The organism is Opitutia bacterium (assembly GCA_016217545.1).
In the GTDB taxonomy this organism is placed as follows: Bacteria; Verrucomicrobiota; Verrucomicrobiia; order Opitutales; family Opitutaceae; genus Didemnitutus.
Genome location: JACRHT010000002.1, coordinates 368,545 through 381,465, shown reverse-complemented (window position 1 = coordinate 381,465; position 12,921 = coordinate 368,545). Strand labels below are relative to the sequence as shown.

7 protein-coding genes are annotated in these 12,921 nt (G+C 66.2%); 6 read left to right on the top strand and 1 reads right to left on the bottom strand.

Annotation, left to right across the window (positions count from 1 at the left end; genetic code table 11):
* Nucleotides 1-28: 28 nt before the first annotated feature.
* Nucleotides 29-4,474: a PAS domain S-box protein gene (locus HZA32_01730; protein MBI5422776.1), complete on the bottom strand. Its 4,446-nt coding sequence runs from the start codon at nt 4,472-4,474 to the stop codon at nt 29-31.
* Between the two features lie 386 nt (nt 4,475-4,860).
* Between HZA32_01730 and HZA32_01725 the strand changes: the two genes are divergently transcribed.
* The 6 genes from HZA32_01725 to HZA32_01700 all read left to right on the top strand — a co-directional run bounded on the left by HZA32_01725 (nt 4,861) and on the right by HZA32_01700 (nt 12,872).
* The gene (locus tag HZA32_01725) at nt 4,861-5,334 is read left to right on the top strand and encodes a redoxin domain-containing protein (GenBank protein MBI5422775.1); all 474 of its coding nucleotides are present in this window, start codon (nt 4,861-4,863) and stop codon (nt 5,332-5,334) included.
* Nucleotides 5,335-5,437: 103 nt separating this feature from the next.
* A complete protein-coding gene (gene acnA / locus HZA32_01720; GenBank protein MBI5422774.1) occupies nt 5,438-8,122 on the top strand; it encodes an aconitate hydratase AcnA in 2,685 nt (894 codons plus the stop codon).
* 73 nt (nt 8,123-8,195) lie between these two features.
* Complete coding sequence (locus tag HZA32_01715) at nt 8,196-8,711, top strand: STAS domain-containing protein (protein MBI5422773.1); 516 nt, start codon at nt 8,196-8,198, stop codon at nt 8,709-8,711.
* Nucleotides 8,712-8,853: 142 nt separating this feature from the next.
* Entirely contained in the window at nt 8,854-10,284 is a 1,431-nt protein-coding gene (locus tag HZA32_01710; GenBank protein ID MBI5422772.1) for a SpoIIE family protein phosphatase, read from the top strand.
* A gap of 91 nt (nt 10,285-10,375) precedes the next feature.
* Nucleotides 10,376-11,347, top strand: a complete 972-nt coding sequence (locus HZA32_01705; GenBank protein ID MBI5422771.1) for a PEP-CTERM sorting domain-containing protein — start codon at nt 10,376-10,378, stop codon at nt 11,345-11,347.
* A 10-nt stretch (nt 11,348-11,357) separates the two neighbouring features.
* Nucleotides 11,358-12,872, top strand: coding sequence for a hypothetical protein (locus tag HZA32_01700; protein ID MBI5422770.1), 1,515 nt, complete (start codon nt 11,358-11,360; stop codon nt 12,870-12,872).
* The last annotated feature ends 49 nt before the right edge of the window (nt 12,873-12,921 follow it).

Genomic DNA, 12,921 nt, shown 5'->3' with positions numbered 1-12,921 from the left:
AGCGCTCGCTGCGGGCGGAGGGTGCCGATCAGGTGTCGTTGGTCTGGTCGGCCCGCTGGGACGCGGTGGCGAGGAGCGCGGTGAGTTCGGCGAGGAGGGTTTTCCGTTCGAAGGGTTTCGTGAGGAAGCGGCAGGAACCGAACGCTTGAAGCTTGGGGACGTTGGCGCCGCGGGAGTAGCCGGAAACGAGCAGCGCGGGCACGGTGCAACCTTTCGCGCGGAGCTGGGCGATGAGCTCGGAGCCGGAGATGCCGGGCATGATCTGGTCGGTGACGAGGAGTTGCGCGGCGGCGGGATTGGCGGTGAGCGCGGCGAAGCAGTCTTCGGGGCGATAGAACGCGGTGACTTTCGCGCCGGCGGTCTCGAGCGTGAGCTTGGTGAGGTCGGCGACGAACTGCTCGTCGTCGACGACGAAGACGGTGACGCCGTCGAGTCGGGCGGTGGGACCGACCGGCGAAGCGCTGTTCAAGGATGGGGCGCGTGACCCGAGGGGCGGCAGGGCGGCCGGTCGCTCCGTGACGCCGAGCAGCGGCAGGTAGACGGAGAAGACGGTGCCGACACCGAGGGTGGATTGGACGGCGACGGCGCCGCCTTGGGCGGTGACGATGTTTTGGACGATGGCGAGGCCGAGGCCGGTGCCGCGCTGGGGATCCTTGGTGGTGAAGAAGGGATCGAAGATGCGCGGGAGGACTTCGGGTGGGATGCCGGGGCCGTTGTCGGCGATGGTGAGCCGGAGGTAACGGCCGGCGGCGAGGGAGCCGACGTCGAATTGCTGCGGCTCGTCGAGGCGAACGACGGTGAGGTCGAGGCGGATGGCGCTTTGTCGCGTGCCGATGGCTTGGGCGGCGTTGGTGCAGAGGTTCATGACGACCTGCTCGAATTGCACCGGGTCGATGATGACGGACGCGTCTTCGGATTGGTCGTTGATGACGAGTTCGATGGTGGCCGGGAGGCTGGGGCGGAGCATCAGCGCGAGCTCGCGGACGTATTTGGCGGCGACGATCGGCACCTGCGTGGGCGCGTGGTGGCGGCTGAACGCGAGGATGCGGTGGACGAGATCGGCGGCGCGGCGGGCGGCGATGTCGACGGCGTCGATGTGCGTGAGGGCGGCGCTGCCGGGCGGCACTTCGCCGCGGGCGAGGCTGGCGTAGCCGAGGATGCCGGTGAGGAGGTTGTTGAAGTCGTGCGCGATGCCGCCGGCGAGGGTGCCGAGCGTCTCCATTTTCTGGGATTGGAGGAGCTGGGTTTCGAGGCGGCGGCGGGCGTCGTCGGAGACCTTGAGCGCGGTGATATCGTCGAGGACGGCGACGAAGTGCGTGATGCGGCCGTCGCGCTGGCGCAGGGGCGTGATGGAGACGCGTTCGGTGAAGAGGTCGCCGTCGCGTCGCTTGTTGACGATCTCGCCGCGCCAGACGTCGCCGCGGCTGATCGTGGCCCAGAGTTGGGCGAAGAATTCCGGCGGGTGATGACCGGAGTTGAGGAAGCGCGGGTTGCGGCCGATGACGTCCGCGGCTTCGTAGCCGCTGGTGCGGAGGAAGGCGGTGTTGACGAACTCGATGGTGCCGTCGGCCTCGGTGACCATGACGCCGGCGTCGGCCTGCTCGATGGCTTGGCTGAGTTGGCGGAGGTGGAACTCGGCGACTTTGCGGTGATGGATGTCCTGCGTGGTGCCGATGAGTTGGAGCGGGCGGCCGTCGGGGGTGCGCTTGATGATGCGGCCTTTGTTGAGGACCCAACGCCAGGTTTTATCCTGCGCGAGGAGGCGGTGCTCGCATTCCCAGTCGACGGTTTTGCCGGCGAGAGCGTCCTCGATGGACTGGCGGACGTTGTCGAGGTCGTCGGGGTGGGTGAGTTTGAACCAGGTGGCGGAGGTGGGCGTGAGGGAGTCGATGGAGTAGCCGAGGATGCACCAGTTGCTGGCGTGGGTGAGAAGGCGGTCGGTCTGGAGATCCCATTCCCACCAGACGAGGCGGGCGGAGGCCATCGCGAGGTCGAGCTTGGTCTGCATCTCCTTGATGAGATCGATGCGGGTGAAGGTGAGGACGACTCCCTCGATGGCGCGGGCGTTGCCGTGGAAGGGAAGGATGCGGCGGAGAAGGTAGCGGCCGTCGCGCGTGCGTTCCTCGGCTTCGGAGGGCTGGCCGGTCTCGATGACGCGGCGGGCCTCCTCGATCATCTGGGTCTGATTGGAGAGGTGATACGCGATATGCTCGATGGAGCGGCCGAGGTCCTGTGGGAGGAGGTTGAAGGTGGCCTGGATGGCGGGATTGAAACGGCGGATGCGGAGGTCGCGGTCGAGGAAGAGCGTGCCGGCATCGGTGGCGCCGAGGAGATTGTCGAGGTCGGCGACGGTCTGGTTGAGCTCGGTGTTCTTGCGCTCGAACTCGGCGTTCACCGTGTAGAGCTCTTCGTTGACGGAGTGGAGTTCCTCGTTGGTCGATTGGAGTTCCTCGTTGGCGGCGAGCATCTCCTCGTTGGCGGCCTGGAGTTCCTCGTTGGTGGCCTGCAACTCTTCGACGGTGGATTGCAGGCTGTCCTTGGTGGTGACGAGTTCCTGCTCGAGGTCGGCGATGCGGCGGGCTTGCTCGGCGTCGTGGGAGAAGTCGATGGGCGCGGTGCCGTTGGCGGTGGCCTCGGCGGGGCGCGCGGGTGCGGCGACGGGAGTCAGGGCGACGTGCAGCAGCAGCGCGCCGGAACGTTCCTCGGAGAGCGGCGTGACGACGATGTCGAGCAAGACGGAATCGGCGTCGGCGCGATCGACGCGAACGCTCCGACTTTGCTGGGCGGAAAGTTGCCGTTGAACCGTGGGGAGGAGCGTCGAGAGGGCGAGGCGCAGGTCGCCGTGGGTGCGCGCGAGGATGTTGTCGGAGGCGAGGCCGTGTTGCGGGTCGAGGAAGCGGGCGCTGTCGCCGATGTAGTGGAGGATGCCGCCGTCGGGGTGGATGATGAAGCCCGGGGGCAGGTGGCGCGCGAGGAGTTGATCGTAGGCGTGGAGCAGGCCGCGCGGCAGCGACGCCGCGGGAGAAAAGCCGTTGCCCGTCGCGGACCGGGTGGGCTCGACGCGCGGGGAGACGGAGGTGCGCAGCTGGCTGGGGAGGTGAGCGTCGCGAATCTTGCGGAAGAGCTTTTCCTTGCCGTCGAGCACATCGAAATTCGGGGCAAAGCGGCCCACGCCCTCGCTCAAGCCGAGCATCATCACGCCGCCGCGGCGCAGCGCGTAGTGGAGCAGGGAGATCGCCCGTTCCTGTGCGGTGGGCGTGAGGTAGATGAGAAGGTTGCGGCAGCTCACGACGTGCATCTTCGTGAACGGCGGATCGCTGAGCAGGTTGTGCGGCGCGAAGACGACGCGCTGCCGGATTTCCGCGGCGACGCGGAAGGTGCCGTCGCGCTCGGCGTGGAAGTAGCGTTCGCGCATCGCGTCGGTGAGACCGACGAGGCGATCGGCGCTGTAGCAACCGGCGGAGGCGAACTCGAGCGACGAGCGATGGGCGTCGGTCGCGAAGATCGCGATGCGGCCCTGGAAATCGCAGTCGCGCGCGACCTCGGCGAGGAGGATGGCGTGCGAGTAGGCCTCCTCGCCGGTGGCGCAGCCCGCCACCCAAACGCGAATCTCGTTCTCGTGGCGGGCGCGCAGCAACGGTTCGTAGACCAACCGGCGCAGCGCGGCGAATGCGGCAGGATCGCGGAAAAACTCGGTGACCCCGATGAGCAAATCCCGGTAGAGACGGTCGAGTTCCGCCGGATCGGACTCGAGGGTCTTCATGAACGAGCCGGCGTCGGGATTGCCCGACAGGGCGGCGCGACGGACGATGCGACGCTGGACCGTGGCGATTTTGTAGAGGGAGAAATCGAGGCCGTAGCGCTCCTTCAGGAGGCGGAACGTCGGGGCGAATTCGTGGATGTGCTGGCCTGTTTCGGCGGGGACCGCGCCGTCCGATCCATTCAGGCACGGGCGGGATGCAGGATCGCGTGCGAACGCGGCGACCGCCGCGGGCATGGCCGCGGGCGCGAGCACGTAGTCCGCGCAGCGCGTTTGCAGCGCGCTCACGGGCATGCCGTCGAACTCGGCCGTGGTCGGCTCCTGGACGATCACGAGACCGCCGGCGGCGCTGACGGACCGCGCGCCTTCAGTGCCGTCGGTGCCGGTGCCGGAGAGTATGATCGCGACGGCGCAGGGCCCGAAGGATTCGGCTGCGGATTCGAGGAAGGTGTTGATCGGCTGCTCAAAGGCGCGCTCGGCGGCGCGATCGGTGAGTTGCAGGCGCCCGCCGACGAGATGCGTGAGTTTTTTCGGCGGGTTGAGATAGATCGTGTCGGCTTCGAGCGGCATGTCGTGCTCGGCATGGCGGATCTTGATCGCCGTCTGGCGACTGAGCAGATCGTCCATGAGACTGCGGAAATCCGGCGAAAGGTGCTGCACGACGACGAAGCTGCAGCCGGTGTCGGCTGGCATCTCGTGAAAGAGAGCTTCCAAAGCCCGGAGGCCACCAGCGGAAGCACCAACACCGACAATAAGTTTGGGAGCCGAATGCGGCTGAATCGAATTTTCCATAGCGCACGCCAACGATCGATTGTGATCCCCCCGAACGGAGATGCTGCTCGGTGGCTCGTGGAGTCGCAACGGCGGAACCTCCGCATTTATTGGCTGTGCAGGAAATGCGATTGCGGGGGGACGTTCGTGGCTCGGCCGGTCTTCGCGCGACGTCAGCTAATGACGTGGGCCGCGAAAAAAGTAAGGCGACTCATATCGCGAAAAGGGGGTTGCCGCGCGCTTGAGCGGGGCTCTACTTTGGCCCTTCTTTCGCTGCGGGTTTGCCTCCCGGCGCCCGCTCCCACGAACCCACACAACCCACACCCATCATGGCTCTCGCAGTCGGCACCAAAGCCCCGGATTTCACCCTGAAGACCAAGACCGCGGACGGTCTCAAAGACATCAAGCTCAGCGACCACTTCGGCAAGCAGCAGGTCGTGCTGCTGTTCTTCCCGCTGGCCTACACCGGCGTCTGCACGGCGGAGATGTGCGACATCTCGAACGGCCTCTCCGGCTACGCCGATCTCGGCGCGGCGGTCTACGGCATCAGCGTCGACAGCCCGTTCACCCACGAGGCTTGGGCCAAGGCCAACAAGATCACCGTCACGCTGCTCTCCGACCTGAACAAGACGACCACGAAGGCCTACGACGTCGTGTTCCCGAACCTCGCCGGTGTCGGCGACACCGCGGCGCGCGCGGCTTTCGTCATCGGCCAGGACGGCGTGATCAAATACTCCGAGCAGACCCCGACGCCGAAAGACCTCCCGAGCTTCGACAAGGTCAAGGCCGCGCTCGCGCGCTGAGGCGCGCGAAGTGCCCGGTATCAAGGGCCAAGTGCCAACAAATTTTTCGGCACTGGCTCTGTCCTGATACTTGTTACCTGTTACTTCCTACTTCCTCTCCACCATGTCCCTCCCGAATCCCTTCAACACCCTGCAGTCCTTCGAAGGCGGCAAGAAGTTCTACTCGCTGCCCGCGCTCGAGCAAGCCGGTTTCAACGTCTCGCGCCTCCCGGTCAGCATCCGCCTCGTGCTCGAGGCCGTGCTGCGTAATTGCGACGGCAAGCGCGTGCTCGAATCGAACATCAAGGAGCTCGCGACCTGGCAGCCCAACGCCGCCCGCACCGCTGAGATCCCGTTCGTCGTCGCGCGCATCGTGTTGCAGGACTTCACCGGCGTGCCGCTGCTCGTCGACCTCGCGGCGATGCGCTCCGCCGTCGCGAAGATGGGTAAGAACCCGAAGATCATCGAGCCGCTCGTGCCGGTCGACCTTGTCGTCGACCACTCCGTGCAGGTCGACTTCGCCGGCTCGGCCAGCGCACTGCAACAGAACCTCGACCTCGAGTTCTCGCGCAACCGCGAGCGCTATCAGTTCCTCAAGTGGGGCATGCAGGCGTTCGACACGTTCAAGGTCGTGCCCCCGGGCATCGGCATCGTGCACCAGGTCAACTTGGAGTATCTCGCCAAGGGCGTGCTCAACGCGGGTGACGTCTATTATCCCGACACGCTCGTCGGCACCGACTCGCACACGACGATGATCAACGGCATCGGCATCGTGGGCTGGGGCGTCGGCGGTATCGAGGCCGAGGCGGGCATGCTCGGCCAGCCGGTCTATTTCCTCACGCCCGACGTCGTCGGCGTGCACCTCACCGGCGCACTCCGCGAAGGCGTCACCGCCACTGACCTCGCGCTCACCGTCACGCAGCTCATGCGCAAGACGAAGGTCGTCGGCAAATTCGTCGAATTCTTCGGCCCCGGCGCCGCCGCGCTGCCGGTGGTCGACCGCGCGACGATCGCCAACATGGCGCCCGAATACGGCGCGACGATGGGCTTCTTCCCGATCGACGCCGAGTGCTCGAACTATCTCCGCGCCACCGGCCGAGACGAAAAGCACGTCGCCACCTACGAAGCTTACTACAAGGCGCAGGGCCTCTGGGGCATTCCGCAGAAGGGCCAGATCGATTACTCGCAAGTCGTCGAGCTCGACCTCTCGACCGTCGTCCCGAGCGTCGCCGGCCCGAAGCGCCCGCAGGACCGCATCGAACTCGGCAAGCTGAAGGAGAACTTCGTCACGGCGTTCTCAAAGCCGGTCACGGAAAATGGTTTTGGCAAAGCGCCCGACGAGTTCGGCAAGCGCGTCGACGTCACCGCCGACGCCGCCACGGGCAAGCTTGGGCACGGTTCCGTGCTCATCGCCGCGATCACGAGCTGCACTAACACTTCCAACCCGAGCGTCATGCTCGCGGCCGGTCTTCTCGCGAAGAAGGCCGTCGAGAAGGGCCTGAAGCCCAACCCGCTCGTGAAGTCCTCGCTCGCCCCCGGCTCGCGCGTCGTGACCGATTACCTGAACAAGACCGGCCTCACGCCATATCTTGACCAGCTCGGTTTCCAGACCGTCGGCTACGGCTGCACGACCTGCATCGGCAACTCCGGCCCGCTGCATCCCGCGATCGAGGAAGTCGTCGTGAAGAACGATTTCGTCGCCGCCTCCGTGCTCTCGGGCAACCGCAACTTCGAGGCCCGCGTCCACCAGAACATCAAGGCCAACTTCCTCATGTCGCCGCCGCTCGTCGTCGCCTTCGCGCTCGCCGGCCGCGCCGACATCGACATGTCCAAGGACCCGATCGGCAAGGGCAAGGATGGCGCCGACGTGTTCCTCAAGGACATCTGGCCCACGATCCAGGACGTTCGCGATCAGATGCAGGCCGCGCTGAAGCCCGAGGTGTTCCGCAAGCTCTACACCGACTTCGCCGCGCAGAACCCGAAGTGGAACGAAATCCCGTCGACCACGGGCAACGTCTACTCGTTCGAACCGAACTCGACCTACATCCAGGAGCCGCCGTTCTTCGCGGACTTTTCGATGTCGCCCGGCACGATCAAGGAAATCCGCGGCGCCCGCGCGCTCGGCATCTTCGGCGACTCCGTGACGACCGATCACATCTCGCCCGCCGGCGCGATCAAGAAGACCTCGCCCGCCGGCAAGTTCCTCCTCGAGAACGGCGTCACATTCGAGGACTTCAACTCCTACGGCTCCCGCCGCGGCAACGATCGCATCATGGTCCGCGGCACCTTCGCCAACGTCCGCATCAAGAACCTGATGCTCGGCGGCAAGGAAGGCGGCAACACGCTCGGGCCCGACGGCGTCGAGACGTCCATCTACGACGCCTCGATGGCCTACCAGGCCAAGGGCACGCCGCTGATCGTCATCGCCGGCCAGGAATACGGCACCGGCTCTTCCCGCGACTGGGCGGCCAAGGGCACGAACCTCCTCGGCGTGAAGGTCGTCGTCGCGCAAAGCTTCGAGCGCATTCACCGCTCCAACCTCGTCGGCATGGGTGTGTTGCCCCTGCAGTTCAAGGAAGGCGTCACCGCGCAGACCCTGAGGCTCGACGGCACCGAGACCTACGACGTCGTCGGCCTCAGCCCAGCCGTGAAGCCGCAGCAGGACCTCACGCTCCGCATCACGCGCCAGGACGGCTCGGTGCAGGACGTCGTCGTCGCGTGCCGCATCGATACGCCGATCGAGATCGATTACTACCAGCACGGCGGCATTTTGCCCTACGTGCTTCGCCAAATCGTGTCGAAGAACTGACTCTGAAAACGGTAGGGCGAGTCGTCCTCGACGAGCCGCGGCTCATCCAGAGGATTCGCCCTACCTTTCACCCATGCCCGAAACCGCCAAACCCGTCTTCCTCGTCAACGCCTACTCGGACCCGGTGCTCGTTCGCATCGACGGACGCGCGGCGTTCACGAACAGCGGCTGCCTGAAGGATTTCTTCAACGAGATGGTGAAGCAGGGGAAGACCCGCTTCGCGCTCGATTTTCAGGCGTGCACGAGCATGGACAGCACCTTCCTCGGCGTCCTCGCGGGCGCCGCGCTGCAGATGCGGAAACTCAATCCGCCGGGCAGCCTCACGCTCGTGCGCGTCGGCGAGCGCAACCTCGAACTCATCCGCAACCTCGGCCTGCACCGCCTCGCCACGGTCGACTCCGGCGCCGCGAATCTCTCCTTCGACGGCTCGACGTCGCAGGCGCTGACCGAAGCCAAGAAGAACGAGATCGAGAGCGCCAAGCTCGTCCTCGAAGCGCACGAGAATCTCGTCAGCGCCGATTCGGCCAACGCGGCCAAGTTCCAGGACGTGCTCGCCTTTCTGCGCAGCCGGGTGGAAACCGGCCGCTGATTCGGCCGTCCGGCTTCTTTAAGTCGGAGTTGGTCGCGCAGGTTGTTCGCGCTCCTGCGCCCGGAGGCCGCAGGTGGTCGCCGCCGGTCGTCGAAATCGGCTGGGCTTTGCGCCGACGGAGTTTCAATTTGTTCGGACCATGATGCTGTTCCTCCTTGGCGCGATGGCCGGTGCCATTCTCGTCTACGCCTTCTACTGGCGGGCGAAGCGTCAGGCGGCGCGAGTTGAAGAGGAAAAGACGTCGCTGCTCGAGGAGCGGCAAATCGTCCTCGACTACATGCACACGATGGTCGACGCGGTGGGCGAGCGCCTTTCGCGTGACGAACTTTTCCAGCGCATCGTGCACGCCTCGATGCTCAGCACCGGGGCGCTCAGCGCGTGCATCTTCGAGAAGGGCGCGGACGACATGATGCGCGGCGTGGCGGTCGAGGGACTGTTCCCGCCGCACCGTCCGATCGGCGATACGCAGCGCATGCAGATGGGCTCGCGCGCGAAATTCATCGAGCAGGTGCTGCGCTCCGAATCGTTCCCGGTGGGCGAGGGCATCGTGGGCCGCGTCGCGGCGACCGGCCGCGGCGAACTCGTCGTCAACGCGCCGGGCGATCCGCGCATCGTGAAGCACGACGATCCCGCGCTCGTTGTCCGTTCCGTCATCGCTGCGCCGATCATGGTGCGCGAAAAACTCATCGGCGTGCTCTGCGTATGCAACGCGGCCGACGGCCTGCCGTTCACCGGCACCGATTATTCGCTCGTCGAAACGCTCGCCGAGCAGGCGGGTCTCGCGGTGCACAACGCCGACTTCGTCGCGCTCCAAGTCGAGAAACAGCGCATCGATCTCGACCTCACGCTCGCGAGTGACGTGCAGCAGATGCTCCTGCCGCGCGAGATGCCGCTCATGCCCGGCCTCGAGATCGACGCGCGCTACATGGCCGCGCAGAAGGTCGGCGGCGATTTCTACGACGTGTTCCCGCTCGAGGGCGGCCGGCTCGGCGTCGCGGTGGCGGACGTCTCGGGCAAGGGCATCTCGGCTTCGTTGCTCATGGCGATCTGCCGCACCCAGCTGCGCGCGGTCGCGCCCCGGCACGCATCGCCCGCGGCGGCGCTGCGCGATTTGAATCGCGGACTGTCGTCCGACATCCGTGCGGGCATGTATGTGACGATGACCTACGCGATCATCGACGCTGCACGTTCGCAGGTGGTCTTCGCCCGGGCCGGGCACGAGTTGCCTTTGCTGGCGCGAACCGTCGGCTCGGAATTTTCTCACGAATTCCTCGGCTCCGAGGGCATGCCGCTCGGGTTGGTGGATGGCGAGGTGTTCGATGGCGCGATCGTCGACCGTGAGGTGAGTTTCAGCGTCGGCGGCACGCTGGTGCTGTTCACCGACGGTTTGACCGAGGCGCCGAACGACGACGGGCGCGAGTTCGGCAACGCCCGGCTCGCCGACGTGGTGCGCGCCAACCGCGACCAGCCCGCGGCGGCCGTGAACACGGCGATCATGAAGGCCGTCAGCAGTTTCAGTCGCGGCGAACCGCGGGACGATTTCACCCTGCTCACGATTCGTCACCGCGCGTGAAGCGGAGCAGGCCCTAGTCGCTAGGGCCTAGTGGCCATGTGCACCTGCTTGGTTCTCAAGTGGGGAGAAAACCTGCCACTGATGCTGCGGGATGAGTCACAACCACGCCGCTCACCGCACAGTCCGCGCCGTGATTCTCGGCGTGTTGGTGGCCGTCGCCGCGATCGGCGCACGGGCGCAAGTTGTCGTGACCCAGAACAACAACACGGGTTGGAACGCGTGGAAGACCGGCACTGGCGCTGTCATGTCTGACATTCAGAACGACCAGCAAACGGGCCAGCACACCGACGATTTCGTGGGAGACTCGACCTACTACGGCATGTTGCAGAATGCCGGCACGATCACTGGGAAAACCGGCAGTTATCTCGCGTGGCGGTTTCGCTTCGATGACTTCGCGGGCGCCGACAAGTTCGGCGGCAATGGCGGCAACGTCGGGCTCGGGCTGGATCTCTACAAGGCCGATGGCTCGCTCGGGCAGGACGGTGCCATCGACGTGATCATGGTCATGTCCGAAGGCTCGGGCAATGTGAACAACCGCACGCGCACGATCTACTTCGGCACGCCCGGAGCGGGCGCGAACACCGGCCCCAGCACCACGACCTGGACGATCGACACGGCGCAGACCACCGCTGTGGCCTTGCAGTTGAATGTCACCTACGATCTCCAGCAGGCGAACGACACGGCGAACTTCGGCGGCACCGCCGACGCGTGGCTCACGTTCGCGATCAGCTACCAGGATTTTCAAAACGGCATCAACGCCTACCGCAAGGCGGGCACCACCGCGCTGACGATGACCGACAACACGATGATTTCGTTCATCTCCTATACCTCGACGCAGCTGAACGCGCTCAATCAGGACCTCTTCGGCGCGAGCAAATCCGCGCTGACGAACGGCTCGGCGGAGAACCAGATGACGTGGGCGGACCTCGGCGCGATCACGCCGGCGATGAACGCGTTCGGCCGCGTGCCGGAACCCGCGACCTACGCGCAGCTCGGGGTTCTACTGCTGGCCGGCGGCGCGATCGCCTATCGTCGGCGCCGGCAGACTGCGCGCACGCCCTGAGTTGCGCAGCATGCTGCGACGCATTTCCCGCTGGCTGGCCGATGGCGCGCGATTGGTCGGGGCGGCGTTCTATTGGAACACGCGCAAAACCGCCTACGTGCTGCGCGGCCGCCGCGGCCGTTGCCCGTGCCAGAACGAGAGCGACCTCGGGCGCGGCAAGATGGTCGCATGCGACGCCGTCCTCGGATGGCACGAGCCGGAGCGCTTCCGCCGCGTGTGCCCCTTGCTGTTCGGAACCGACGAGGGCTGGGTTTGCTCGGTGCCCGCCGCGCAAGTGCGGCCGTTCTGGGGCCGCGTGGTTGCAGGCGTGCTGGCGTTTCTGATCGTCGGTTACCTCGCGGCGGCGCTCGCGGGATTTGCGGCGTTGCGCGTGGTGGGCCACGTGCCCGTGCGGTTTGTGCAGGTGGCGTGGCCGGGTAAGTGGGCCGAGATTCGGCGCGTTCAATCCGAAGAACTGCTCGAGCGCGCCGTCCGCGCGTTTCTGGACGGACGCCTGGCCGAATCGCAGCTGGCGCTGTCGACCGCGGTCGAACGCGACGCGAACAATTACACCGCGTCCCTGCTGCTTGCGCAGATTGGGATGTTCCAGGGCAGTTTCTTCGCCGCTGACGCGGGTTTCGAGCAACTGCGCCGACGCGTGCCGCACGAAGCGGCCCGGACGGCCATCGCCTACCACGACACTCTGCTCGGCGTGGATCGCATGCCGCGGCTCGCCGTTTTCAGTTTGGAAATGGCGGTGGAAGACAAAGCGCAGGAAGCGATTTGGGTGCGCTCCGCACTGCTCGCGGTTCGCGCGCTGCCGCCGGTGGAGTTGGGCGATTTTTTGCAGGCAACGCGGACGTTGCTGCCGCGCCTCTCCGAGCCGGCGCAGACGCTGCTCCAAGGCGAGATCGGCCTGCGCCACGGCGCGCGCGTGCTCCAGCGCTGGGCTCAACCGCGAGGCGGGCCGTTGCATCCGTTCTACGCCACCTACCAGGTGGAGCGATTGGCCGATCTCGGCGCGACGCGGGAGGCGCAGACCGTGCTCGATTTCTATGCGGCGCGGATCGGGCCGCACGAGCGGTCGCTGATGCAGTTCGTCGTGGCGCAGGCGGAGGGCGACGTTGCGGTCGCGCAGGGCGCGTTCGCGGACGTGTTGCGGCAACCGCTCACGGCCCAGCGCATCGATCGAGTTGCCGGCGTGCTGATCCGTCATCCGAACGCGACCGCCTATCGGGCGCTGGTGAGCCGCATCGCGCGCGACCCGGCCTTGGAGGCGAGCGCGCCGGCCTCGGGTCTTTGGGTGTGCGGACTCGTGTGCGGCGCGCCGGACGCGGCGGCGCGCTGGCAAACTCGGGGCCGCCAGCCGCTCGGCGTCCGCTATCCGCCGATCAAGGCCGTGGATTTCTCCAGTCGCTCGATGCTGGCCACCGCGTCGCCGGTGCGTCTCGTCAACACCTTGAGTTTGCCGCGCGAAGTGATCCTTTCGCTCTATTCGCGCCTCGAGCCGCGGGAGCAAAAACCGGCTTCCGCGCCGGCGTCCTGAGACAGCGGGGCTTTCGTGGCATGTCGGGAAAAGGCGTTTGCGTTTGCCT

What these genes read in the sequence shown, in the direction of transcription:
- HZA32_01725 (MBI5422775.1), top strand. Translation starts at nt 4,861, where the DNA reads ATGGCTCTCGCAGTCGGCACCAAAGCCCCGGATTTCACCCTGAAGACC.
- acnA (MBI5422774.1), top strand. Translation starts at nt 5,438, where the DNA reads ATGTCCCTCCCGAATCCCTTCAACACCCTGCAGTCCTTCGAAGGCGGC.
- HZA32_01715 (MBI5422773.1), top strand. Translation starts at nt 8,196, where the DNA reads ATGCCCGAAACCGCCAAACCCGTCTTCCTCGTCAACGCCTACTCGGAC.
- HZA32_01710 (MBI5422772.1), top strand. Translation starts at nt 8,854, where the DNA reads ATGCTGTTCCTCCTTGGCGCGATGGCCGGTGCCATTCTCGTCTACGCC.
- HZA32_01705 (MBI5422771.1), top strand. Translation starts at nt 10,376, where the DNA reads ATGAGTCACAACCACGCCGCTCACCGCACAGTCCGCGCCGTGATTCTC.
- HZA32_01700 (MBI5422770.1), top strand. Translation starts at nt 11,358, where the DNA reads ATGCTGCGACGCATTTCCCGCTGGCTGGCCGATGGCGCGCGATTGGTC.